Raw genomic sequence first — 25,660 nt, 5'->3', positions numbered from 1 at the left:
ATTTGTAGATGACTACAAAAAAATTAAACCTCTTTTGTTCTTTTCACTGCAGATATAATAAATCCCGCAACCATTAAAAGAACGCCGGTCCAAACTAAATTTATGAATGGTTTAATACTCGCTTCAACAGATAAAACTTCTTTTGGAGTTTGTTGAACTGCTTCTGTGTTATTTGATAAATTATTTAATGTTAATCCAACTGAACCGCTTGCATCAAGATTTGTCATTTCAATTCGTAAATCAGCATCTTTAATTTCTACAGAAACAAATTCTTTATTTCCATCGGTACTTTTCATTTTAGGTTCAACATTGTATTTTTTTCCATAAGCTTCAACCAACAAATTTGCACCGATTGTAAAATTTCCTCCGCCCATCATTGCAGACATGGCATCCGGAGGGAAATTAAAACTTTCAAATGTAATTTTATTTCCTTTGAAATCTATATTATCCCCTTTTTTAAGAGTTACACTTGTTCCGCCGGTTGAAGAATTTTCTTCAGTTCCATCTGTATAACTAAGCGGAGTAACATAAAAATCCTTTGTAATCATTGTCCAAATATCTGGTTCCCTCATCAAACTATTATTCATTGAAGAAACATACATTATTGGTGCAATTGTTTTGCTTGAGTTTTCTTTTTCAATTTTTATTTTAAATTCAAACTTTTCTGTATTTTCAATTCTATTATAACCTAAAAATGTTAAATCATATCCGTAAATATTTGCGGCTTTATTTTTTTCTAAATCAATTGAATCTGCATCTGAAGAGCCGCTGGTTGCAACAACTCCGAGTAAAAACAAAGCAATTCCAATATGAGCAACGTAAGCGCCAAGCGATAAAACTTTTTTCCTAACTATTCTAAATGCAATTTCAAAATTTACCACAATTGTAAAAATTGATGAGAATGATAATAGAATGATCATAAAACCGGAAACTTTTCCAAACAATATTACGAGTGCTGTTAATACTAAAGAAATAGCTATTGGAGAAATTAGTTTTTTCCAAAGTTCTTGAGATTTATTTGTTTTCCATTTTAGAATTAAGCTTAGCCCATTTAATAATCCAATAATTATTGCAATTGGTAGATTTAATTCATCGTAAAATCTAATTTCAACGGCTTTACCAAAAATTGGGGCAGAAGTTCCAGCAAATACAATTATTGCAGAAGCTAAAAGAGCAACTGCTCCCGTAAATAAAGCGAGTTCTCTTGATAAAATACTTTCTTCGTTTTCAAATTCTGAGTTTAAAGCTTTCCATCTATATATAAATCCGGCAATTCCAATTAACAAAAATGTTACCATAAAAATTACAAGAAGCAAATAAACTAACATTCCGGGTTCTGCAAAAGAATGCACCGATGATTCTCCTAAAATTCCGCTTCTTGTTAGGAATGTGCTGTATAAAACCAAAATATACGTCATCATTGCAAGAATGATATTTGTTTTTACAAATCTTCCGGTACCGCCGGTTGATTGTGTTTTTTTCTGAATTAAAAGAGTGTGAATTGAAGCAACTCCAACCAGCCAAGGAATTAAACTTGAATTTTCAACCGGATCCCAGCCCCAATAACCGCCCCAGCCTAAAATTCCATAAGCCCAATAACCGCCAAGCATAATTGCCAAACCTAAAATCATTGTTCCAACAAGCATCCAAGGAAATGCTTGTTTAATCCAATCTCTATAATCATTTTTAATCAAAGCGGCATTAGCAAAAGCAAATGGCACGGCGGACATTGCAAATCCTACAAATAAAATAGGAGGATGAATCTGCATCCAAAAATTTTGTAAAAGCGGATTTAATCCTTTTCCATCTATAATAAATTGTTTTATAGAAATTCCCGAAGCCATTAGCTGAGCATATAATTGCTGATCCATTCTTACAAAACTTTTACCGCCGGCAGTATCTTCAAACATAAAATTTTGCATAAACGGCATTGAAAGAAACTGACTATTTATGTGTTTTAATTCGATGAAACTTGGTTCCATCCACAAATAGTTAAAAGGACTTTTTAACAACGGATTTACTAAAATTAAAAGGAAAGTAAAACTTAGAGTAAAAACCATCATAACGCGTGGTTCTAAATCCCCTCTTTTTGAAGTATATTCGAGTAAAATAATTCCAATAATTGCGGTAAAAAAAGCCCAAAGTAAAAAGCTTCCTTCTTGTCCACCCCAAAATGTAGAAAGCAATAATCCGGTTGATAAACCGCTTCCGCTGTAATTAAAAACATATTTATATTGATACTGATGAGTTAAAACTGCGTGAACCAAAATTAAACTTGCTAAAATTGTCATCATTGAAGCAACATGAAATCCAATTCTTGCTTTTACTAATGTATTTGAATAACCTTTGTAGGTTAGATAATACATAAAAAATGTAAACAATCCGGCTAAAAAACCGATTGTTAAAACGATGTTCCCTAACATAAGTTTTTGCCTTTCTAATTAAGATTTTTCGGATTGATCAAACTGTTCTTCGTATTTGGATGGACATTTTGTTAGAATATCATCTGCATGAAAATAACCGTTTTTATATTTTCCGGTTACAACTACAGAAGTTGCAGATTCAAAATTATTTGGAATTGTTCCGTTATAAATTACTTTCATTTCATTGCCAAGATAATCTTTCATATAAAATGAAAATTCCTTTTTTTCTTTATCCATTAAGTAATTTTTTTCTTTTACCCAGCTTCCGGTTGCTTTCATGGTTTTTGTGGAATTTATAATTTCACTAAAATTTTCTTCGTAAGAAATATTAGTTTCCGTAAACAGATACGACATAATTCCTAAAAATACAACAATGATAATTCCGCCAAACATATATTTATTTTTCATTTCTTGATTCCTTTAAGTCAATTTCAATTTCTTTTAATCTTTTATCTAATGAATTCATATAAGTGAAAATTCCAACCCAAATTGTTAGAACAATAAATAAAACTATATAAATAGAATTGTTTTCCAAAAAGCTTAACAAATTTTCCAATTTTACATCCTTAAATAATTTTCTTCAATAATCTATCTTTTATAATAATTGATTTGTAACCGATTTTCCACATCCAATAGTAAAACATTGTAAACGCTATTAGTGAAGTATAGAAAATAATCTGCATTGTTCCGTTCATTTTAAAATCTACAACGGGACCTGCGTTATCATCATTTGCGGAACCGGGATGCAAACCGGACATAATTCTTGGCATAATGAAAATAAAAAACGGCACAGTTAAAAACGCAATTATTGAATAAACCGCAGAAAGTTTTGCACGTTTATCTTCATTTTCTACAGCCGATCTTAATGCAAATAATGAACCATAAATTAAGAGTAAAATAAAAATACTTGTCTCACGCGGATCCCAATGCCAAAAAGCTCCCCACGTAAATTTTGCCCAAATTGATCCGGTTACAGTTGCAAGAATTGTGAAAATCATTCCCAATTGCAATGCGGCGTTTGATTTTGCGTCATCATCCAAATTTTGATTTCTCAGATATTTAATTCCATAAATCATTGCCATTAAAAATGCAATTACAGAAAGCCAAGCCGTTGGAACATGAAAAAAAATAATTTTTGCTTTTTCTTCCAAACCGGGAATGTTTGGAATTTCATACCAAACCGATGGTTTAAGCACAATTGGAAATGAAATTCCGGTAATTATAACAATTACCATTAAGACAAAAAGAATTGATTTATATATCATAAAAAATAAAATTCTTAGAAAATTGAACTAAAATATAACCAAATTTCCGCACTCAAAAAAGCACACTTTGTCTGATAGACACCGAAAAACTTTTACTAAAATAGGTTAATATAAAAATTTATACAAGTGAATAATCGATGCAAAATAATTTGTAAGATTGCAAGATTACAAAATTACAAGATTGCAAAATTATTATGAGAATTTAGCTTGAATTTACTATCAAAATATAGTTTATTTGGAGCAACAGTATTATTTTAATTCAATGCAAAACTATAAAAATATCGTTTCTGTAATTCTTATAACTTCAATGTTAATTTCTAACATCGGATTTATTTTGCATGAAGATTGTTGTTTTGAAAATGCAAAATTTGTTATTAATGTTTTTAATGAAGAAAGCTGCTGCTCTGTAAAAATTGAAAAAGATAATTGCTGTTCGGAAAACGAAGAAAATGATTTACATAAAAAATTTGAAGAAAATAAAAATTGCAGCGGACATTGTTATTCAATAAATCGATATGTTAAATTAGACATCTATCAAATTAATTTAGAAATAGAAAAATGCAATCAAGATTTAGAAGTAGTTTGCAATATTTTAATTGAAGAAACCAAAACTGAAAATCAAAATTATTTTTCATCAGATCAAATAAAAACTTTGCCCAATATTTCCGGGCGTTCACTCGTAATTGCACTTCACAAAACAAAAATTCCAGCTCTTCTTAAAGCATAACTTATACTAATCTACACTTTAAAATTTATTTAATTCTATTTAATGAGGAGGATTAAAATGAAATATATTTTAATCATTTTTCTCTTTTGCGTTTCTGCAATATTTCCGCAAAAGCTGAAAGGAATTGTTTACGAAAATATTGATGCAAAAATTTCACCGCTTCCGGGCGTTAATGTTTTTTGGCAAAATACTACAATTGGAACAACAACAAATTCCGAAGGAAATTTTGAAATAATTAAAACTTCGGCAGTTTCTGCAAACTTGATTATCAGTTATGTTACTTTCAAACCGGATACAATAATTGTTAAAAAGTCTGAAACTTTTATTGAGATAATTCTTACAGAAAATCTTGAGCTTGATGAAATTACTGTTTCCGTAAAAACCAAAGGAACCGAATTTGATGATTTAAATCCGATATTAACCCAAACACTTTTTAATAAGGAATTTAAAAAAGCCGCTTGCTGTAATTTATCTGAAAGTTTTGAAACTAATGCTTCGGTTGATGTTTCTTACACCGATGCAGTTTCCGGAGCTAAGCAAATTAAGCTCTTGGGACTTGATGGAAAGTACAGTCAAATTATGACGGAAAACATTCCAAATTTAAGAGGACTTGCTACCGCGTATGGAATTTATTTTGTTCCGGGTCCGTGGATGGAATCAATTCAAATTTCAAAAGGAACTGCTTCAGTAGTTAACGGATTTGAATCAACAACCGGACAAATAAATATTGAGTTTAAAAAATCCATTCTGCCAAATTCTTTTTATGCAGATTTGTTTTCCACAGATCAACTTAAAAATGATGTGAACGCAATTTCAACAATTAATATTAATGATAATCTTTCAACAACTTTATTTCTTCACGGAGAATATTTTGGTAAAACTGTAGATCACAATAATGATAGTTTTTTGGATCATCCGAATGTTAGACAAATTAATATTTTAAATAGATGGAATTATGAGGACTATAAAAATTGGCATATTGCTGCAACCCTTAATTATATTACCGAAGAAAGATACGGCGGACAAATTGGTTTTGGTTCAGAAAATAATTCCAATAAATACAGAAATATTATAAATACAAATCGTTTTCAAATTTGGTCAAAAATTGGTTATATGTTTTCCAATCAATCCAACTCCAGCATTGGATTTATTAATATGCTAACAACACATAAACAAAATTCAACTTTCGGCAATAGAATTTATAATTCAGATGAAGTTAGTTATTATTCAAATTTAATTTTTGAATCGCAAATTTTTAATCAAAATAATAAAATCAATGCCGGACTAAGCTTAGCTTATGATAATATTGATGAATATTTTATTAACGAAAACTTCAACAAATATGAATTTATTCCCGGAGCATTTTTTCAATATACTTTTCAGCCAATAGAAAATTTATCTTTCATCGGCGGAGTTCGCGCAGACAACAATAATAAATTCGGAATGTTTTTTACTCCGAGATTTCATGCGAGATATTCGCCGTTAGCCAATACTGCATTGCGTTTTACAATCGGTAAAGGTTATAGAACATCAAATATAATTTCAGAAAATATTTCTTTGTTGGCTTCATCAAGAAATTTTATTTTTACTAAAAATTTGAAAATGGAAGAGGCATTAAATTATGGAATAAATCTTACGCAATATTTCCATTTGTTTGGTAAGGAATTATCAATCAACGCTGAATATTATAGAACCGAATTTATAAATAAAGTTGTTGTTGATATTGATCAAAATCCGCACGAAGTAAATTTTTATAATTTAGATGGAAAATCTTTCGCAAATAATTTTCAAATAGAATTAAATTATGAGTTTATTTCAAATTTGGATTTTACCGGAGCAGTAAGATATTCAGATTCTAAAACTACTTTTGATGGAAAATTATTGACTGATCCGCTTAATAAAAAATTCAAAGGATTGATTTCATTATCATATTTAACAAAATTAAGATTATGGCAATTTGATTTAACCGCACAATTTAACGGCTCATCTAGAATTCCAAAACTTTCCGAAAATATATTTTTCGAAAATGGAACCAAATCGCCTTCTTATGTAAATATGATGGCACAAGTTACACATTACCTAAAAGGCTGGGAAATATTTTTAGGAATTGAAAATATTACTGATTTTACACAATCGCAAATAATTATTTCTGCCTATGATCCGTTTGGTCAAGATTATGATTCATCAATGATTTGGGGACCAATTGAAGGACGAAAATTTTATTTGGGTTTTAGATTAACTTTAAAATAAGGAAACAACAAAGTGAAAAATTTATTTAAATATTTTATATTAGTTTTATTTGCAGCATGCAGTGCAAATTTAGATCCAAATAATTTAAAAGTTGTTACGTTTGATACATCAATTCATTGTGAAAATTGTGTAAATACGATGTTGGATAATTTACCGAAAGAAGCCGGAGTAGTTGATTTGAAAGTTGAACTGAATGAAAAACTTGTAACTTTAGTTTTTAATTCCGAAGAAACAACTGTTGAAAAATTAGCAGAAAAAATTAACGAACTTGGATATTCTGCTTATGTAAAAAGTATAAATGAATTTAAGAAAAATTAATTCTTAAATAGTGTAGAATTCTTTTCTTTCAAAATTTAATTTTGCCATCGAAAATTCGGTGGCAGAATTTAAATTATTTTAATAAAATCATTTTTCTGGTTTGTGTAAAAGTGCCAAAATTCAGTTTGTAATAATAAATCCCGTTTGAGTATTTTGAAGCGTCCCAAATAATTTCATAATTCCCTTGTTTCTGATTTTGGTTTACAAGTGTTGCAATTTCTCTTCCTAAAATATCATAAACTATTAATTTCACATTGTCATTTCGAGGAGTTTGCGATGAGTAATCTTTGAGATTTCTCACTTTGTTCGAAATGACAGAAACAGAGGGAACGGAATATTCAATAGTTGTAGTCGGATTAAACGGATTGGGATAGTTTTGTAATAAACAAAAATTATTTGTTGAATTCATTTCACCTGAGATTGAATTAGGTTCGTCTAGAATAAAAAATGTTTCAACATCAACCGAAGTAATTTTTCTTAATGTTGAATTAATTGCAGCAAACCGAATTGTATAATCTCCTATTGGTGTTTCCGGTAAATCCGCACAAATACTATTATTAAAATAATACCCATCTCCAGCTTGAGTATCTCCAAATTCTCCATTATCAATTAAAAATCCGTTATAAGGCCAACCTGATTTTAATGCACGAAATTTAATCTGTCCATTTTTAAAAGTTTCAAAAGTTGCAGTATGAATTGTATTTGGTGCACTTGTTAAATGAGCTTTAAATATTGAAGTTGTTGAACCATCAATCAAAACAAAATTTGGTGAAAATTCAATTTCGGAAATTGATGGAACACTATTTACTCCATCTGAATTTATTTCTCCAATCCAAATTTGTGGTGGATTACTTTGAGCCAAAAAGCAAAACTTATCTCCATTCCAATTAATTGACGGAAGTATTGATTCGGAAAAGCGAAATCCTCCTAATGCATTTATGCTAATTCCATCAATACTAACTAAATCACAGCAAGAAGATGTTGCTCTATCAACAAGAGTAATAGGAAGTCTTCCATTATTTGATTGAACAATTGCAATTGAACCATCGCCGGCCATTTGAGTCATTGCCGATGTTCCAAATACATTCAAACCGCTAATTACTTTTATTGGACTTCCGGTTTCAATTGGATCAAAGTAAACATTTATCTCTTCATTGTTCAGTTCAGAATTATATTCCTTTCTAAATACTAAAAATTGATCCCCATTTTTATATGTAGCAAATGGCTGATTTCCGACTGCATATTCTCCTAAGCTATAAAAATTATCATTTGAAAAAACGAAAGCTTCACCAATATCATAGTTGCCAATTTCAACTTTAAAGACATTTGTACCGACTAAAATTTTATCTCCGGTTGCAGAAATATCAAACCCATCTGTAAAGCTCAAATACCAAATATTACTTACATCTCTGCCATATACTTTTTCTGCAAAGGAATTAAAATTAAAAACTTGAGTCAAATTTGAACCATCTGAATTAACTCTCCACACTCCGGTTCCCTGCGGGTCTCTATGATTGTGAATGAAATAAACTCGGCTTCCGTCTGAAGTTATTCTTGGAGGTAATTGTACATACGGTTTCATTGCTTCAAAATTGGGATCCGGATGCGGAAGAAGAGTTACAATTTTTTCTTGAGAACTTCCATCTGCATTTGAAATAAATATTTCTCCTTCTCCAACCCAATCGCACCAAATAATTTTGCTTCCATCTGCACTAATATCAACAAATGGTCCAAATCCAGTATTTTGAAAATCATAAATTAATTTTAGTGAAGTACCATCTGAGTTTATTGTAAAAACTTTCTTTGCGGAACCTCCGGTTGCAAAAACAATTCTTGAACCATCAGAACTAATTTTCATATTGCAAATTTCCATATTAATTTCAAAACTGCTTATCTGCGTATATTCAACTGAGCGTATCACATTTGTTTGCGCTGAAAGTTGTATAAATTGTAAATGAATTAATACATAAATAAATTTGAAAAATTTAGTCGGATTGTTCATAATTCCCACCTTATTTTAAATCGTAATTTTATTTGATTTACTCGGAAATCGAATTTTGAGAAAGCTTTAATTGAAAATTTTATTTATTCAAAAAAAATAATTTTCTTTAAAACTTAATTTGGATGAGAGCAATATGCAATTTAAAAGAATTAGTATGGTATAATTAGCAATTTTTTATTCACATAATCAAATTTTAATTTTGATAAATCATCTTAGAAATTCTTGTGTTGAAAATTATCAATTCAATATTTTCAAAAAATTCATTTAGTTTACATATATGTTAATTCAACAATAAAGCGTTATGAAAAATATATCTCAACAAATAAGAAAGTACATCAAATTTTTTACGGAAGATATTTGGAGAATTAGACTTAGTGAGTTAAAAGGTAAAAAAGCTTTTTTTATTAAGCAGCAAAGAATTATCATTCTTTCAATTCGAAATTTCCGAGACAATAATTGTGTTTTAAAATCTTCCGCACTTACGTTTTATTCGATGCTGTCTATTGTTCCCGTTGTTGCAATTTTATTTGGAATTTTTAAAGGTTTCGGACTTCAATCACAATTGGAAAAATTACTGCTCGATAATTTCAAAGATTATGAAGCTGTAATGATTAAAATTGTCAATTACTCCAACATACTTTTAGAAAATACAAAAGGCGGATTGATTGCCGGCATTGGAATTATTTTATTGCTTTACACCGTAATAAAATTATTAAACAATATTGAATATTCTTTAAACGATATTTGGAAATTTAAAACTTCCAGAACCGTTGCGCGGCAGTTCAGCGATTTTTTAGCAATACTTTTTTTGGCTCCTTTGTTCTTCGTACTTTCCAGCGGATTAACAGTTTTCATAAGTGTTTTTATTGATGATTTAACAGAGCAATATAAATTACTTGGAATGATGGTTCCGTTAATTTCATTTATTTTAAAAATACTTCCTTACTTTATTATTTGGATTTTGTTCACACTTTTTTATGTTGTTATGCCAAATGGTCCGGTAAATTATTTAGCAGCATTTATTGCAGCAATTATCTCCGGAACACTTTATCAAGTTGTACAATTTTTATATGTAACTTTTCAAATTGGAATTGCAAGCTACAATGCTATTTACGGAAGTTTTGCTGTGTTTCCTTTGTTTCTTATATGGCTTCAAACAAGCTGGTTAATATTTCTTTTTGGTGCAGAAATTTCTTACTCAATTCAGAACATTAGTAATTATGAATTTGAAGCAGATTCAAAAAAAATTAACTATTATCAGAAAAGATTAATTTCTCTGGCAATTGCACAAGTTGTAATTAAAAATTTTCAATTGGGAAATAAAGCTTTATCTACAAATGAAATTGCAGGAAAGTTGGGAATTCCAATAATTCTAACTGATAAAATAATTTCTGAATTTGTTGAAGCAGGATTGTTTTCAAAAATTTATCTGGAAAAAGAAAAAAAATATTTATATCAGCCGGCAAAGGATTTGCAATATTTTACTGTGAATTATGTTTCGGAAACTTTAGAAAAACGCGGTTCAAAAATTCCGTTAAAAAGAAATAATGAATTTAATTCAATTATTGAAATTACAGAAAAGATGTCGAAATTAATTTCGGATTCTTCAGAAAATAAATTATTGACAGAATTATAATTTTAGAAATCGATTATCTGATTTATTTATAATTTCATGTTAAATTCCCACAAAACTTTTCACAAACAAATTCGTCAAATGTTGTAAAATTACCTAACGGTAGGTAGAATATTATATTCATTTTTTTTATTTTACCGAACGGTAAGTAAAGGATATTTTACATGAAAGAAATTCAAGAAAAAATAGTTTCCAACGAAACAAAAAATAAAATATTTAACGCTGCTGCAGAATTATTTGCGCGCGATGGTTTTTACAAAGTTTCCGTTAGAGAAATTTGCGGTGCTGCAAATGTAACAAAACCGGTTCTTTACTATTATTTTAAAGATAAAGAAACATTGCTCGAAGAATTAATTAAAGAAACATATTCAAAGGTAGATGAGCTTGTTGTTAAATATTTGAATAACCAAGAAAATCTTGAATTAATGCTTAGAAATTTGATAAAACTTTATATCGAATTTCTTACAAATTATCCGCACCTAACAAGATTCTCGGCAATTATTCAATCTACAAATGTTCCATCTCGAATTTTAGAAATGAAATTGAACAGATATAAATCGGAAATGGGAAAATTAATTTCAATTATAAAATCAAATCAGAAATTAGGAATAATCTCCAAACAATGTAATCCCGAAACATTAACAATAAATTTTATTGGAACAATTGTAATGTACATTGGCGAATTTTTAATTTTTAATTTATCGATAAAAGAGCTGAACAAAAAACTTAACAATTTTATTGAATTCTGGATAAATACATTTATTATAAAAGAGATTGCGGAGTAATTTTTATGAGAAGCGTATATTTTTTCTTAATTGCAATTTTATTTTTTACCGAAGCAAATTATTCTCAACACAAATCTAAAAACATAATTCATCTTTCGCTGGATGATATTATTGAGATTTCCAAAACTGATAACTTATCACTCAAATCAAAAATATTGGAATATGAATATCAGAATTTAGAAACATGGAAGTCTTACTCAAATTTTTTACCTACGTTAAGTTATCAAGGATTAGCAACAAATAATTTGGAACTACCGGTTTTTGTTTTTATGGGTCAGCAGTTTGTTGTTGGAACAAAATTTACTTTTCAACATTCAATTGATCTCTCTCTCCCTTTATTTACCGGCGGATCACGATGGTTTAATTTAAATATCCAAACGAATATTAAGAAATCTCTAAGCGAAGAATTAAAAGGCAAAGAGCAAGAAGTTGTATTGCAATCACTTCAAGCTTATTATGGAACTATTTTAGCAAATTCATTATTAAAAACTTCGTATGAAGCAGTTGAAGTTTCAAAATCAAATTTAGAACAAGTCAAAAAATATTATGATGCCGGAACTGCAACCGAGTTGGATTTGCAAAGAGCAAAAGCACAATATGCTGCTTCATTACCAAGTTTAGAAAAAGCTAAATCTCAAAAATTGCTTGGTTTACAAAGATTAAAATTTCTGTTAAATATTTCTTTAGATGATTCTTTAATTGTTACTGATTCGCTGAATCAAAAAGATTTTCTAAATGATTACAAACTTTCTTCTCTTGATGAATTAAAAAAAGTTTCCGAAGAAAATAGATTTGATATAAAATCTATTCAATACAAGTTAGCAGCAACAAAACAAGGAGAAAATATTGCGCTTGGAAGTTTTACTCCAATTATCGCTGCTTCGGCAAATCTTGCGCATCAAGCCCAGCTTGATAATTCACAAGTTATGTGGAATGATTACATTCGTTCTAAATCAATTTCACTATCTATGATTTGGCCTTTGTTTGAAGGCGGAAAGAAAATTCTAAATTATCAACAAGCAAAAATTCAAACCGAGCAAATGAAAATTATGCTTGAACAAGCTGATAAAGGAAGAATTCTAAATGTTGAAGAAAATTATTACAATTTCTCTGAATCCGTGAAAACTCTTGAAAGTTTAAAGGAAGCAATGATTCAATCAAGAGAAAGTTTACGACTTTCAAATTTACTTTATGCAGAAGGAATGAGCACACAATTAGATGTATTAAATACTCAATTTTTAAATACATCAAATCAAACTCAATATTATCAAGGAATTTTTAATTTCAATATAAGTCAGCTAAATCTATTATACTCAATGGGTGTATTGAATAAAATTTGGGAATAAATTTACAGAGGAAAAAATGAAAAAATTATTTTTGGTTTCCGCAATATTTTTAATGTTAATATTTACTGCATGCGAAGAAGAAACAAAACAAAAAAATGAAAAGATTGTTCCGGTAAAAGTTTATACCGTAAAATTAGATAATATTGAAAACTTTGTAAAAGCAACAGGAACAATTGCAGCCGGCGAAGATGTTATTGTGTTTTCTAAAGTTTCAGAGAAAATTGTAAAAGTTTTTGTTAAACCCGGAGACAAAATTTCGCAGGGGCAAACAATTGCTTTGCAATATAATGCTTTATTTAAGCAAAGTGTTGCTGCTGCCGAAACAGCCGTTAAATCAGCGCAAACTCAGTTTAATTTAGCACAACAAGAATTTAATAGGATGAAGAATTTATTTGATCAAAAAGCAATAAGTTCGCAGCAATTTGATCAAATTAAAACACAATACGAATCTGCAGAATTAGGTTTGCAAGCTTCTAAAGTACAATTGCAGCAAGCCAAAGAACAATTCGATAATAGTTATATCAAATCTCCTTTTAACGGAACTATTGCTTCAATTTATATCGAACAAAATCAAATGGTTGCAGCCGGTTTGCCAATTGCACAAATTATAAATTCAAATTCAATGAAAGCAAAAGTTAAAATTCCATCCGACGAAATTGGTAAGATATTTAAAGAGCAATCAGTAAGTATAGAATTTCCATCCATTCCAAATAAAATTTTTGAAGGAATTGTATCAGAAATTGATCAAGCAGTTGATCCGATTTCCAAAAATTTACAAGTTGAAATATCACTCATAAAACCGGGTGGCTCAATAAAATCGGGAATGTTTGGAGAGTTCCTAATTAAAACATCGATAAAAGATAATAGCATTATAATTCCGGAAAATTCAATACAAAGTAGAACAGAAGTTAAAATAGATAGAGAAACCGGACTTCAAAAATCAATTAAAAAATATTTTGTTTTTGTGATTAAAAATGGGAAAGCAAATTTAATTGAAGTCAAAACAGGAATAAGCAGTGACGGAAGAATTGAAATTTTATCGGGATTAAATGTTGGCGATACAATTGTTGTTGTTGGACAAAATATTGTTAAGTCTGGTGATAAAGTTAAAATTATTGATTAAAGCGAGCTAATTATGATATTAACAAAATTTTCTTTGAATCGACAAATAACACTCATAATGTTTTATGCTGTAGTTATTGGTTTTAGTTTATTTTCATTTTCACAATTAAAAATTGATTTCTTCCCGGATATTCAATTCCCTATTGCCGGAATTATTACAAATTATTCCGGTGTTGGTCCGGAAGATATTGAAAATTTAATTTCACGACCAATTGAAGAAGCTGTATCATCAGTTAAAAATATTGAGAAAGTGAATTCTCAATCATTCAAAGGTGCATCAATTGTAACTCTTGAATTTAAATACGGAACTGATATGAATCAAGCAGAAGCTGATATCAGAAAAAATTTAGATTATATAAGAGATTTTCTTCCGGCTGATGCAAACGAACCAATTACTTTTGTTTTCGATCCATCAATGAGTCCGATAGTATTTTTAAATTTAAGTTCGGAATATCTTGGCTCTGCCGAATTAAGAAGATTAGCTGAAGAAACAATTGAGCCGCTTTTTGAAAGAGTTGACGGAGTTGCATCTGTTCAGACTCAAGGTGGTTTGCAAAGACAAATTAATATAAATCTAAATCCAACATTGCTTGCATCGTTTGGTTTATCACCGGATGATGTTGCTCAAGCTATTCAACTTGGGAGCGGACTTTTGCCCGGCGGCACAATTGAAACAAATCAAAAAACTTATAACTTAAGAATTTTTAGCGAGTACCGTACTTTAGAACAAATAAAAAATACAATTGTTACAATTCGAGGAACAGAATCGGTTCTTGTAAAAGATGTTGCAAATGTTGAAGATGGTTATAAAGAAAATGCATCGGAAGTGCGTGCGGATTATGGTGAAGGCGTTATGATGTTTATTATGAAACAATCGGATGCAAATACAGTTTTAACTTCAAGAAGAATTAAAGAAGTTATGCCGGATATTTTAGCAAGACTTCCGCAGGGAACAAAATTAACATCATTGTGGGATCAGTCAGATTTCATAATGCTTTCCGTAAATAATCTTAGCAATACCGCAATAATTTCATTTGTTCTGGCATTTATTGTAATATACTTTTTCCTTCGCAATATTCGCGGAAGTATAATTATGGGAATTTCAATTCCCCTTTCCGTAATTGTAACATTTGCAGTTATGTATGCATCAAATTTAACATTAAATATTATTTCCATGGCGGGACTTGCATTAGCAATAGGAATGCTTGTAGATAATTCAATTGTTGTTCTTGAAAATATTTATCGCCATAGAGAAATGGGTAAAAATAAAATTGATGCCGCCGATATTGGGACAACAGAAGTAGGTTTGGCAATTACAGCTTCAACATTAACAACAATTGCAGTTTTCGTTCCGGTTTTATTTGTGCCAAATATAACGGGGCAATTATTTAAAGATTTAGTTTTAACAATTACATTCAGTTTAATAGTTTCGTTAATTGTTGCGCTAACTATTGTTCCTTTTATGTCGGCAAATATTTTACGATTAGAGAAAAAAAGTAACGATGGTTTTTTAAATTCATATAAAAATAAAATTGGAATTTGGCTTGATCGCCTTTCAAATAATTACTCAAAAATTTTGAATTGGTCTTTACTTCATAAAATAACTGTTCTTTTAGTTGTGGCAATATTTTTTATAGCATCAATAGGATTAACAACATTTCTTGGCGGAGAATTTTTACCAAAAAGTGATCAAGGATTTATAGATTTCTTAATGGAATCACCATCGGGAACACCAATAGAGAAAACAAGATTATATGCATATCAAATTGAGGATATTGTAAAAGAAATTGTTCCGGCTGATGCAATGGAATCATTAGCAATTTTTTATGGTGAGCGAGAAGGAATTGGAGCTTTCGGCACAACATCAAGCACAGTTGAAGCAATTATAAAACTTAAATCAAAAGAACTTAGAAAAATTACACAATTCGAGATTCAAGATTCTTTAAGAAAAAGACTTGATGAAATTCCCGGTGTAACTTATTTCTTTCAAGAAGGCGCAACATTTTCCACTGAAAAAGATGTAGAAGTTAAAATTATAGGGTTTGATACTGATGGAGCAAAAGCAATCGCCAATCAGCTAAAAAGTAAATTTGAAAAAGTTGAAGGATTTGTTGATATAACATTGAACACGAAAGAAACAACACCGGAATTACAAGTCCGTCTTAACAAAGATATAATGAATGATCTTAAACTTTCCGGATTGTCTGTTGCAAGTAATATTTCAACTGCGATGGCTGGAAAGGTTATTTCACAGTATAGAGAACAAGGTGATGAATATGATATCAGAATTCAGTATGATAAAAAATTCCGAAACCAAAAATCAATGATTGAAAATATGCAAATTCCTTTAATGAACGGTGAAATGATTCAACTTAAACAAATTGCAAACATTGCTGAAGAAGAATCATCACCAACAATATTTAGAGAAAATCAAAGCAGATTTGTATCGGTCGGAATTGGACTTTCCGGAATTGATTTATCCAAAGCCGTAGAAGAAGTAAATAAAATTGTTGCTGAAACTGCAATTCCATCCGAGTTTCAAGTAATAATTGGCGGTACCGCAGAAGATCAACAGGAAGCATTTTTCTATTTAACATTGGCTTTCATTGCGGCAATTCTATTGGTTTATATGATTATGGCTGCTCAGTTTGAATCTTTTGTTGATCCATTGATAATTATGTTCACAGTTCCTCTTTCGGTTATTGGTGTTTTCTTTTTTCTATTTATGACCGGCACAAGCATAAGTGTAATGGCTTTAGTGGGATTAGTAATGTTAGTTGGCATTGCTGTTAATAACGGCATTGTTTTGGTGGATTATATAAATCAATTAAGAAAACAAGGTAAAGAATTATACGAAGCTGTTAAAGAAGCATGCACCGCTAGAATGCGCCCGGTTTTAATGACAGCATTAACAACTATTTTGGGAATGGTTCCATTAGCATTGGAATTTGGTTCAGGCTCTGAAACATGGACTCCACTTGCCCGCTCGGTAATTGGCGGATTAACAACAACCACATTGTTAACATTAGTTGTTATTCCAATTTTATATATTTTATTTGAAAAATTGGAAGATAAAATAAAGACTAAATGGAGAGCTAGAAAAGTTAAATAATTGATTAAATGGAATCTGAATTAGAAAAAAAAATAATGACATCATATAAGGATGAGCTAATAAAATTCCTAAAATCTCATCCCCAATATTTTGATGAAGCAATTACTTTAGCAATATCTGATAAACAACCGTATTCATGGCGTTCAGCTTTTTTACTTTTCGATTGTATGGACGAAAATGATTTACGAATTCAAAAACATATAAAAACAATTGTAAATTCTATAGATAATAAAAAAGATGGACATCAAAGAGAATTGCTAAAAATCTTGTTAAAAATGGATATAAAAGAAAAATATGAAGGACAAATTTTTAATATCTGCATGAATTTATGGGAACAAATTAATAAAGCTCCATCGGTTAGGATAACCGCATTTAAATTTATATTAAAAATTGCAAAAAAGCACAAAGAATTATCTGAAGAAATTGTTTTTATAACTCAAGATCATTATTTACAAACTTTATCTCCCGGTATTAAATGTTCCGTTGAGAAATTAGTGCTAGAAATAGTTACATAAAAATTTTAGTTAATTGGAAAATTTTTATTCAAAGATACGATCTTTTGAAAAGATCAGATCTTTTTAAATATTTACTTTTTTTGTGATTTATTTTCCGATCAAAAACATCGATATCGCAATGACAGAATTTGTCATCTCGAATGTTTTTGTGAGAGATCTCAAAACAAATTTATGAGATTTCTCGCTCCGCTCGAAATGACTGATTCTCTTTTTATAGCTTCTTACAACTTGTTGAGATAGAAATAACAACGTTTTACTTTGCGAACATTTTTTACAAAGCAATCTTTTTTATTTCAACAGATTCCTAATATTACAATAAACTCAACCACTAAAATGTTAAATTCTTTTTAATTTTTGTTTTCCTTACGTTTTTACTTTTCAACGTTTCAACTTTGACTTTTGACTTTTCACTTTAAAAATTTGCAATATGGATTTTTAATAAATTTCGTTAAATTCAAACCAAAATTAATAACTCTAAATTTCTATGAAAAACTCATCTCCCAAAACTGAATTAGTTAGAAGTTTAACATTAACTGCTTCAATTATGATTGTTGCCGGATCAATGATTGGATCTGGTATTTTCCGCAAACCAGCCACAATGGCTGGGCAATTAGGCTCACCGGAATTACTAATTTTAATTTGGATTTTAGCCGGAGTAATTACATTTATTGGCGCATTAGTAAATGCTGAAATTGCGGGAATTATTGACTCAACCGGTGGACAATATGTTTACTTTAGAAAAATGTACGGAGACGGAGTTGCATTTATTTATGGCTGGTCGGTACTTTCCGTAATTCAAACCGGAAGTCAAGCGGCTATTGCTTACGTATTTGGTGAATATTTGGGATATTTTATAAAATATCCTCAGCTTCCCCAAAGTTTGCAAGATATTACTTTTTATATGCCGCTGGTTGGTGATATTCATCCGTTTTTTGAATTTGGTCCGAAAGCAGTCGCAATTATTTGTATCATTTTTCTAACAACTGTAAATTACTTCGGTGTAATTTTCGGCGGAATTGTTCAAACAATTGTAACAATTATTAAAATTGCCGCAATTGCATTATTGGCCATTTTACTTATCACAATTGGAGATGGTTCATTCTCAAATATTTACAGCGGATTTAATCTTGTGCAAAATACTTCAAGCGGATTAATTTCAGCAATCGGTTTAGCCCTCGCCGGTGCTTTCTGGGCATATGACGGATGGAATAATGTAACTTTTATTTCCGGTGAAATGAAAAATCCTCAAAGAAACATTCCTTTAGGTTTACTCTACGGAACTGTAATTGTAATGGCAATTTATGTTATTATCAATATTGCATATTTATATATTCTTCCAATTGATGTAATGAAAAATTCTCCTTTGGTTGCGGCTTCGGCAATGGAAATTTTATTTGGTCCATCCGGCGCTTCTATAATTTCTATTGCTGTTATTATTTCAACATTCGGCGCACTTAATGGAAGTATTTTAGCATCCGCACGAGTTCAGTTTGCAATGGCTAAGGATAATTTATTTTTCAACTTTCTTGGAAAAGTTCATCCAAAATTTGGAACACCTCACACTTCACTTTTAATTCAAGGACTTTGGTCAAGCGTACTCGTTCTTTCCGGTTCTTTTGATACAATTACCGATTATGTAATTTTTGCGGCTTGGTTATTTTATATGCTGGGCGCTTATGGTGTAATAATTCTTAGAAAGAAAATGCCGAACGTGAATCGTCCATTCAAAGTTTGGGGATATCCTTATCTACCATTAATTTTTGTTGCATTTTCATTTCTATTTTTAATTAATTCTGTTGTTTCCGATTCCGAAGATGCCGCAATGGGATTGATATTGATAATTTCCGGTTTACCATTTTATTTTTATTGGAAATATTTAGCAAAGAATAAAAGTAACGTTTGATTCCGAAAGAAAGTTTTAATCTAAAATTCATTAGATTATTTTTGCGGGATAATAAAAAACCTCCCGAAGGAGGTTTCCTTTACTAATCATGAGGAACTAATCAACCCTATTTTCGTCCTCTGCCTCTTCTTGAGCCTCCCTCGACGCCAGAAGAAACAATTGTTTCATATTGTGCTTGCTCTAAGTATTGAGCTTGATATTCAACCCCCTGTGCACTCAAATTTTTTACAAAAGCTCTCAAATGATTTCGTGAACCGCGCATTAAATTGTTATATACCAAAGTTATATCTTCACTATCAATTTGTGCAAGATTTTTTTCTAAATCTAAAATATCAATTTCTTCAATTGCGGCACCAACATTAAGCGCTTCAACTAACGATACTTTACCTTTTTCAATCAACGAATTATATAAAGTTTGCAGATCAGCATTCTGAAAAACACCAACTTCATCTGTAATAACCGGATCTTCAATTTGATATTTTTCCAATAATATTTTTATAGCATCTGTATGTTTTTGTTCACTTTTTGCAATATTGCTGAATATTTGTACATTCCAAGTTTCATATAAAACCAAATATACATCACGTGCAAGTTTTTCTTCTTCGCGCATAAAAATTAATCCTTCCATTTCGGTGGGATTAACATCTTCCAATTCCATATCTTTCAAAATTTCAGATATATCTTCCGAATAATTATCATTTGTTGATTCAACCGGTGAATTGCATGCAGATAAAATAATTAGTGATGCAAAAGATATTATAAGCAATTTTGATAAAGATTTTTTAAAGTTTTTCATTTGTCGCTCCTTTATTTTTTCGATCAAACATTCAACAGTTATGCCAAATTGTAATAAGCGATTTTCGATAAAAATTATTTAAATATGTTAAATTTTATTTGATTGATCCGACAATTTAGTCGAACTAATCGACTTAAATGTTGCTTATAATAATTCATTAAAAATTTAATAGTAAATAAAATATATTGCACTTTTTAATTCATTTTAAAAACACAGAAATTTCATTGATTTAAGATGTTTTAAGTAATTTATCATGCATTTTCTTAAATGCATTTTTTTCAGATTTGATATTTGATTTGGCATAATTCTTTATATAAGTAATTTAGGTAATTGAAAAAACTTGAGGCTAAAATGAAAAAAAACTTACTTTTTTGGTTAATGTTAACCGGACTAATTATTATTAGTTCTACCGCTTTTGGGCAAGACTCAAACGCAGTTAAAAATCAAAAACAAATTAAAGCAAAAGTTAATAACGGTAAACAAACTCAAAAACTTCATGGCAAAAATTTTGTTGATGAAGACGGTGACGGTTATAATGATAACGCACCGGATCACGATGGTGACGGAATTCCTAACGGACTTGATGAAGATTATGTTAGTCCGGGAAAAAACTCTTTTGTTGATGAAGACGGCGATGGAATTAATGATAATGCAACCGGAAATGGAAATGGAGCGCGAAACGGTTTTAATTCCAACGGAAGTTTAAATAAGAATTCCGTAAGAGCACAAAATGGAAATGTAAACGGCGCCGGAAACAATGTTGAAAATACCGACGGCTCAACAAAATCAAGAAAAGGAAGAGGCGGCAGAGGAAATTAATTATTCACTAAAACATTTATTTTATGAAAAATTTTAGAAGATCAACTGTTGTTAAATTATTAATTATAGTTTCATTCGCATTTACAAGTGAGTTGTTCAGCCAGTGGAATTTTAGATTAGCAACGGAACAAGAATATTCAGACAATCCATTTCATTCACCAATTCCAATTTCTACATTTATCAGTACTTTGGATTTTGGATTAGAATATAAACATGAATCTTTGGGAATTGGATATTATGGAAATTATTCTATGTTCCATGAAATTGCCGATAGAAATTATTTTTGGCATCAACTTGGTCTTTGGAATTCTTCGGATAATTTACTTTACGGATTATTTTTAGAACAAAGAATAAATAGTGTAAATTATGAATTTTACAATTATTCAAACTATAATGCTTATGCTAAGTACAAATTTTTATTTGCTGAAATAAATGGATTTGTAAGTGCATCGTTAAGTTTAACAAATTATTCATATTTAGATGATTTGGATAATTTACTTGGTTCTGTGCGTTTTGGTTTTAATAAAAGTTTTGAAACCAAAACAACAATCATCGGCGGAGTAAATTATAATTACAAAAATTATTTTGAAACAAATTTAAATGATCCATTATTAATTGGAGATAGTTTAGAACAATCATTTTCATCAAGTGCATTTACAAGTCAAATTTATATGTACGGTAGAGTTGCTCAATCAGTGTTTGAAAACACCGGATTGGCAATTCAATATTCGCAGCAAAATATTGTTGGCGGAACTGCCAAATACATTAGACAGTTAGATTACATTTATGGCGATGAATCACAATATTTTGATGACCCGACAAGTTATGAAGGAAATACAATTACTGCACAGTTAACTCAGCTTTTAGGAGAAGGAATTATTTTTAAAGGAATTTATTCATTCCTACAAAAAGAATATCCATCGCAAGGAGTTTATATTGATCCCGAAAATTTTGATTCAACTATATTACGCAATGATGATCAAAGTTTATTTAAACTCTCTCTTTCAAAAAAATTTAATTTAACAAAAAGCTTTATTGATGTTTCACTTTCTTACTTAAATATAGTTAACAAATCAAATAGTTATTGGTATAAGTACACTAACAGTCAATTTAATATTAGTTTTGATTATCAGTTTTAATTGAATGAAAAATAATTTTAGCAATTCAAAAATCAGAATAAAATTTACTTTTACGTTTTAAGGCAAATGAATTAATGGCATTTACAAATTTTAATTTTAGAAAATTTATTAGTTTTTATATAGCAATTTCATTTATAGTAATGTTAATTTCCGGAATAGTTCTTTTCTTTGCACCTCCGGGAAGAGTTGCAAATTGGTCTTATTGGGCTGTTTTTGGTTTCACAAAAACACAATGGCAGTCAATTCATACAATTTTTACTTTTTTATTTATTGCTGCCGGAAGTTTTCACATTTATTTTAATTGGAAAACTTTAATGTTTTATCTTAAATCGCATAAAAAACCGGTTCCAAAAATTAGAGTAGAATTTGCATTATCCGTTATTATAAGTTTCTTAGTATTACTTCTAACATTAAATAATATTCCTCCGTTTAGTAATTTTTTAGAGTTTGGCGAATACTTAAAAGAATCTTGGGAAAATGAAATAAATTCCCCGCCGGTTGCTCATGCTGAAATTTTAACTCTTTCTGAATTTTCAAAAATTACAAATATTCCGGTTAAACAGATTAAAGATAAATTGCAAGATTCAAACATTCTTATTTCAAACGAAAGTTTAACACTGAATGAAATTGCAGAAACAAATAAACTTACTCCAAATGAACTTTACAATATTATTAAAAATGAAAAAAATGAAGTTGTGGGAAATTTACAAAATCAAAAAGGTTACGGAAGAAAAACTATTGAAGAAGTTTGCAGTGAATTAAATATCAATATTGAAAGTGCTCTGCAGAATTTGAGGAATAAAAATATTTCTGCCGATGCATCTGATAAATTAAAAAATATTGCAAATGAAAATAACTTACTTCCTATTGATGTTTACAATATTATAGTTAACAAGAAATTAAAAATGTAAATTTTGAATCGTATTTGTTCTTTATTCATCCAACTGCAAAATGAAAAAGATAAGTTGTCCTAATCGGAGGATCTGCATTTTGAAAATAAAATATTTTTTATTCATATTATTTCAAACAACAATTTTATTTAGCCAATCAGTTTCGCAAGCTGACTCGATATTAAACCAAAAACTTACTCTGAAAAATTCAATAGAATTTGCACTAAATCATAATCCGGATTTAAATAAAACCCGCGAATTACTAAACTTTAATAATGGAGAATGGTGGAGTTCGTTCGGACTTTATTCACCAACTCTAACCTATGCTCGCGAAGGAATTGATAAAAATATTTCAAATTCTTTTTTGGAACAAAGATGGCATTTGGAACAATCAATTGATTTTCCTTTAACAACATATTTTCGCTTAAGTAAAATCTCTAACGAAAAGGAAGCGTTAAATCATCAGCTTAAAAATGAAACAATTCAATTGACTGCAAATGTTAAAATTAAATACGTGAATGTTTTATATAATAAAAGAATTTTGAGCTTAAGAGAAAAACAAATAAATCTTGCAGAAGAATTAAAGAAAGCCGCAACATCAAAACTTGAAGCCGGTGAAATTGCCGAACTTGAAATGATGAAATCAGAAATACAGCTTTCAGAAGCACAAAATTTTTATGAGGATGCCGTACAAGAATTTCACAAAGCAAGATATGAATTGTTTAATATAATTGGGTTGGAACCGGCAAATCAAAAATATGAAATTGAATTTGAAGATAGTCTAAGAATTAATTTTGATGGATTTAATCAACTTGATGTTTTAACAAATTTTGAAAATCAACCTTTAATTTTAAGCTATAATAGTTTATTAGAATCAACTTCGCAAAATATAAATGAAGCGTGGAGTTCGTTTTTACCGAATTTAAATTTTAATTATTTCAATCAAGATTTTGGTGCCGGATATAAATTTAAAGGTTACGAAATTGGTTTGAGTATTCCGGTTTGGTTTATGTTTAATCAAAACGGAAATATTCAAAAAGCAAAAGCGAAGAATAGAGAAATTGAATGGTCTTTAAAAGCAGCAAAATTAAATATCAAAACAGAAATTGAAAATGCTTGGCATGGTTATGAAACCAGTAAAGCTAAAATAAAAAGATATGAAAATACAATTAGAGATTTGGCTGATCAGCTTCAGAATTTAACTTTAATAGGATATCAATTAGGCGAGCTTGATTTATTAAGACTTTTAGATGCTCAGCAGACTTATTTAAATAGTGAAATAAATTATTACAATGCATTAAAAAATTATTATCAGCAAATAATTCAATTGGAAAAATATTTGGATGCTGAAGTAATTTATTGATATAAATTTGTTAAAATTTTAGGAATAAAGATGAACAAACTAGAAAATAATTTCTTAAACTCAATTAAATATTTTGCGGTAATGATATTTTTACTTATCGCAATTGCTTCATGTAATAATGATGAAGTAAAAACCGAAAACACCAATGAGGTTGAGGCTCCTCCTTCTATTTCGGAAAAGAAAAGTAACAAAGTAAAATTTATTGAATTGGATCAAGCGCAAATTAGCGAATTGAAAATAAGCACAAAATTAATTACAAAAGAAATTGCTACACATATTTTGAGCGTACCGGGATTTGTTTTTCCGGCACCGGAAAATATTTCTATAATCAGTGCCCCGCTTGATGGAAGAGTCGCAAAAATTTACGCACATGAAGGTGAAAATATTAGAAAAGGACAAGTTCTGCTTGAACTTGAAAGTATTGAATACGGTAATCTTGTTGCAGAATATTTGCAAACCAATGCCGATAAAACATATCAAGAAAATAAACTTACAAGAATAAAATTATTGGTTGAAAAGAAAATATCATCCAAAAGTGATCTTGATAAAGCTGAAGCAGAATTTACGAGAGCAAATGCAGCACTAAGAGCCGCTTATTCTAAACTTAAAGCAGTCGGCACTTCGGAAAAAGAAATTAGTAATTTTATAAACTCATCATCTATAAATCCAAGTTTAAAAATTATAGCTCCAATAAATGGAACAATAGATCAACATTTAATAGATCTTGGGCAATCCGTAATTGCTTACGATAAAATGCTTTCAATTATTGATTTAAGCAAAGTTTTAGTTAGAGGTTATGTTTCACCCGAAGACGGAGCAAATGTAAAAGCCGGAAATAAAATTAAGGTATCGCAAAAAAATAATGTTTTAAATTTTGTTGAAGGAAATATTTCTACAATAAATCCAGCTTTGGATGAAACAAATAAATCAATAGTTATCAATTCAATTTTAGATACAAAAAATAATTGGCCGAAACCCGGAGAAAATCTAAAAGTCGATATTAATATTGTGAGCCCGGAACCAATAATCTCTATTCCACTTAGCGCAATTGCTTACGATGGAGATGAGTCTGTTGTATTCGTAAAAGCTACCGAAACACGATTTGAACAAAGACCGGTAATATTAAAAAGAATTTATGAATCATCGGCAATTGTTTCCGCTGGATTATATGAAGATGAAGAAATAGCGGTCAATCAAATATTTAGTTTAAAAGCATTATTAAGATTTGAAGATTATGCAGATGAATAAGGAT

21 protein-coding genes are annotated in these 25,660 nt (G+C 29.7%); 15 read left to right on the top strand and 6 right to left on the bottom strand.

Features of this window, described 5'->3' with window-relative positions; genetic code table 11:
* Positions 1-23 precede the first annotated feature (23 nt).
* Genes ccsA (IPH62_10180) through ccsA (IPH62_10165) form a run of 4 tightly spaced genes read right to left on the bottom strand, consistent with a single transcriptional unit; the run spans position 24 to position 3,688 of the window.
* Positions 24-2,423, bottom strand: a complete 2,400-nt coding sequence (ccsA, locus tag IPH62_10180; GenBank protein ID MBK7105638.1) for a cytochrome c biogenesis protein CcsA — start codon at positions 2,421-2,423, stop codon at positions 24-26.
* An 18-nt stretch (positions 2,424-2,441) separates the two neighbouring features.
* The gene (locus IPH62_10175; GenBank protein ID MBK7105637.1) at positions 2,442-2,831 is read right to left on the bottom strand and encodes a cytochrome c maturation protein CcmE; all 390 of its coding nucleotides are present in this window, start codon (positions 2,829-2,831) and stop codon (positions 2,442-2,444) included.
* Positions 2,821-2,970, bottom strand: a complete 150-nt coding sequence (locus IPH62_10170; protein MBK7105636.1) for a CcmD family protein — start codon at positions 2,968-2,970, stop codon at positions 2,821-2,823. The genes IPH62_10175 and IPH62_10170 overlap by 11 nt, the downstream gene beginning before the upstream one ends.
* 19 nt (positions 2,971-2,989) lie before the next feature.
* Positions 2,990-3,688 carry a cytochrome c biogenesis protein CcsA gene (gene ccsA, locus IPH62_10165; protein ID MBK7105635.1) on the bottom strand — a complete coding sequence of 233 codons (699 nt, stop codon included), beginning with the start codon at positions 3,686-3,688 and terminating at the stop codon, positions 2,990-2,992.
* A gap of 262 nt (positions 3,689-3,950) precedes the next feature.
* Between ccsA (IPH62_10165) and IPH62_10160 the strand changes: the two genes are divergently transcribed.
* The 3 genes from IPH62_10160 to IPH62_10150 are packed head-to-tail and all read left to right on the top strand — an operon-like array spanning position 3,951 to position 6,983.
* Positions 3,951-4,415 carry a hypothetical protein gene (locus IPH62_10160; protein ID MBK7105634.1) on the top strand — a complete coding sequence of 155 codons (465 nt, stop codon included), beginning with the start codon at positions 3,951-3,953 and terminating at the stop codon, positions 4,413-4,415.
* 57 nt (positions 4,416-4,472) lie between these two features.
* The gene (locus IPH62_10155) at positions 4,473-6,665 is read left to right on the top strand and encodes a TonB-dependent receptor (GenBank protein ID MBK7105633.1); all 2,193 of its coding nucleotides are present in this window, start codon (positions 4,473-4,475) and stop codon (positions 6,663-6,665) included.
* A gap of 12 nt (positions 6,666-6,677) precedes the next feature.
* Positions 6,678-6,983 (top strand): heavy-metal-associated domain-containing protein, encoded by a 306-nt coding sequence (locus IPH62_10150; protein MBK7105632.1) that lies wholly within the window; start codon positions 6,678-6,680, stop codon positions 6,981-6,983.
* A gap of 73 nt (positions 6,984-7,056) precedes the next feature.
* On the opposite strand, the gene IPH62_10145 is transcribed toward IPH62_10150, so the two are convergent.
* Positions 7,057-8,985: a hypothetical protein gene (locus IPH62_10145; protein ID MBK7105631.1), complete on the bottom strand. Its 1,929-nt coding sequence runs from the start codon at positions 8,983-8,985 to the stop codon at positions 7,057-7,059.
* Between the two features lie 301 nt (positions 8,986-9,286).
* Here IPH62_10145 and IPH62_10140 point away from each other — a divergent pair, with 301 nt between their 5' ends.
* The 7 genes from IPH62_10140 (at position 9,287) to IPH62_10110 (ending at position 19,401) form a co-directional block, all read left to right on the top strand.
* Entirely contained in the window at positions 9,287-10,621 is a 1,335-nt protein-coding gene (locus IPH62_10140; GenBank protein MBK7105630.1) for a YihY/virulence factor BrkB family protein, read from the top strand.
* Positions 10,622-10,782: 161 nt separating this feature from the next.
* On the top strand, positions 10,783-11,403 hold the full coding sequence (locus IPH62_10135) for a TetR/AcrR family transcriptional regulator (GenBank protein MBK7105629.1): 621 nt from the start codon (positions 10,783-10,785) through the stop codon (positions 11,401-11,403).
* A 5-nt stretch (positions 11,404-11,408) separates the two neighbouring features.
* The gene (locus IPH62_10130; GenBank protein MBK7105628.1) at positions 11,409-12,749 is read left to right on the top strand and encodes a TolC family protein; all 1,341 of its coding nucleotides are present in this window, start codon (positions 11,409-11,411) and stop codon (positions 12,747-12,749) included.
* 16 nt (positions 12,750-12,765) lie between these two features.
* On the top strand, positions 12,766-13,872 hold the full coding sequence (locus IPH62_10125; GenBank protein ID MBK7105627.1) for an efflux RND transporter periplasmic adaptor subunit: 1,107 nt from the start codon (positions 12,766-12,768) through the stop codon (positions 13,870-13,872).
* A gap of 12 nt (positions 13,873-13,884) precedes the next feature.
* Positions 13,885-16,983 carry an efflux RND transporter permease subunit gene (locus tag IPH62_10120; GenBank protein MBK7105626.1) on the top strand — a complete coding sequence of 1,033 codons (3,099 nt, stop codon included), beginning with the start codon at positions 13,885-13,887 and terminating at the stop codon, positions 16,981-16,983.
* Positions 16,984-17,018: 35 nt separating this feature from the next.
* Complete coding sequence (locus IPH62_10115) at positions 17,019-17,498, top strand: hypothetical protein (GenBank protein ID MBK7105625.1); 480 nt, start codon at positions 17,019-17,021, stop codon at positions 17,496-17,498.
* 484 nt (positions 17,499-17,982) lie between these two features.
* Positions 17,983-19,401, top strand: a complete 1,419-nt coding sequence (locus tag IPH62_10110; GenBank protein MBK7105624.1) for an amino acid permease — start codon at positions 17,983-17,985, stop codon at positions 19,399-19,401.
* A gap of 106 nt (positions 19,402-19,507) precedes the next feature.
* Here the strand turns inward: IPH62_10110 and IPH62_10105 are convergent, their stop codons facing one another.
* Complete coding sequence (locus tag IPH62_10105; GenBank protein MBK7105623.1) at positions 19,508-20,197, bottom strand: DUF2202 domain-containing protein; 690 nt, start codon at positions 20,195-20,197, stop codon at positions 19,508-19,510.
* A gap of 351 nt (positions 20,198-20,548) precedes the next feature.
* Between IPH62_10105 and IPH62_10100 the strand changes: the two genes are divergently transcribed.
* The 5 genes from IPH62_10100 to IPH62_10080 all read left to right on the top strand — a co-directional run bounded on the left by IPH62_10100 (position 20,549) and on the right by IPH62_10080 (position 25,656).
* Complete coding sequence (locus IPH62_10100; protein MBK7105622.1) at positions 20,549-21,016, top strand: hypothetical protein; 468 nt, start codon at positions 20,549-20,551, stop codon at positions 21,014-21,016.
* A 23-nt stretch (positions 21,017-21,039) separates the two neighbouring features.
* Positions 21,040-22,155, top strand: a complete 1,116-nt coding sequence (locus IPH62_10095; protein ID MBK7105621.1) for a hypothetical protein — start codon at positions 21,040-21,042, stop codon at positions 22,153-22,155.
* 74 nt (positions 22,156-22,229) lie between these two features.
* Positions 22,230-23,066, top strand: a complete 837-nt coding sequence (locus IPH62_10090; GenBank protein ID MBK7105620.1) for a DUF4405 domain-containing protein — start codon at positions 22,230-22,232, stop codon at positions 23,064-23,066.
* Between the two features lie 79 nt (positions 23,067-23,145).
* Positions 23,146-24,408, top strand: a complete 1,263-nt coding sequence (locus IPH62_10085) for a TolC family protein (protein ID MBK7105619.1) — start codon at positions 23,146-23,148, stop codon at positions 24,406-24,408.
* 30 nt (positions 24,409-24,438) lie between these two features.
* Positions 24,439-25,656 (top strand): efflux RND transporter periplasmic adaptor subunit, encoded by a 1,218-nt coding sequence (locus tag IPH62_10080; protein ID MBK7105618.1) that lies wholly within the window; start codon positions 24,439-24,441, stop codon positions 25,654-25,656.
* Positions 25,657-25,660: the final 4 nt, after the last annotated feature.

Source organism: Ignavibacteriota bacterium (assembly GCA_016708125.1).
Classification (GTDB): Bacteria; Bacteroidota; Ignavibacteria; order Ignavibacteriales; family Melioribacteraceae.
Note: the sequence above shows the minus strand (reverse complement) of the source record. Positions and strands in the feature narration are given on the sequence as shown.

Coding starts and splice junctions, on each gene's coding strand:
- ccsA (MBK7105638.1), bottom strand. CDS start 2,423: ATGTTAGGGAACATCGTTTTAACAATCGGTTTTTTAGCCGGATTGTTT.
- IPH62_10175 (MBK7105637.1), bottom strand. CDS start 2,831: ATGAAAAATAAATATATGTTTGGCGGAATTATCATTGTTGTATTTTTA.
- ccsA (MBK7105635.1), bottom strand. CDS start 3,688: ATGATATATAAATCAATTCTTTTTGTCTTAATGGTAATTGTTATAATT.
- IPH62_10160 (MBK7105634.1), top strand. CDS start 3,951: ATGCAAAACTATAAAAATATCGTTTCTGTAATTCTTATAACTTCAATG.
- IPH62_10155 (MBK7105633.1), top strand. CDS start 4,473: ATGAAATATATTTTAATCATTTTTCTCTTTTGCGTTTCTGCAATATTT.
- IPH62_10145 (MBK7105631.1), bottom strand. CDS start 8,985: ATGAACAATCCGACTAAATTTTTCAAATTTATTTATGTATTAATTCAT.
- IPH62_10140 (MBK7105630.1), top strand. CDS start 9,287: ATGAAAAATATATCTCAACAAATAAGAAAGTACATCAAATTTTTTACG.
- IPH62_10135 (MBK7105629.1), top strand. CDS start 10,783: ATGAAAGAAATTCAAGAAAAAATAGTTTCCAACGAAACAAAAAATAAA.
- IPH62_10130 (MBK7105628.1), top strand. CDS start 11,409: ATGAGAAGCGTATATTTTTTCTTAATTGCAATTTTATTTTTTACCGAA.
- IPH62_10125 (MBK7105627.1), top strand. CDS start 12,766: ATGAAAAAATTATTTTTGGTTTCCGCAATATTTTTAATGTTAATATTT.
- IPH62_10120 (MBK7105626.1), top strand. CDS start 13,885: ATGATATTAACAAAATTTTCTTTGAATCGACAAATAACACTCATAATG.
- IPH62_10115 (MBK7105625.1), top strand. CDS start 17,019: ATGACATCATATAAGGATGAGCTAATAAAATTCCTAAAATCTCATCCC.
- IPH62_10110 (MBK7105624.1), top strand. CDS start 17,983: ATGAAAAACTCATCTCCCAAAACTGAATTAGTTAGAAGTTTAACATTA.
- IPH62_10105 (MBK7105623.1), bottom strand. CDS start 20,197: ATGAAAAACTTTAAAAAATCTTTATCAAAATTGCTTATAATATCTTTT.
- IPH62_10100 (MBK7105622.1), top strand. CDS start 20,549: ATGAAAAAAAACTTACTTTTTTGGTTAATGTTAACCGGACTAATTATT.
- IPH62_10095 (MBK7105621.1), top strand. CDS start 21,040: ATGAAAAATTTTAGAAGATCAACTGTTGTTAAATTATTAATTATAGTT.
- IPH62_10090 (MBK7105620.1), top strand. CDS start 22,230: ATGGCATTTACAAATTTTAATTTTAGAAAATTTATTAGTTTTTATATA.
- IPH62_10080 (MBK7105618.1), top strand. CDS start 24,439: ATGAACAAACTAGAAAATAATTTCTTAAACTCAATTAAATATTTTGCG.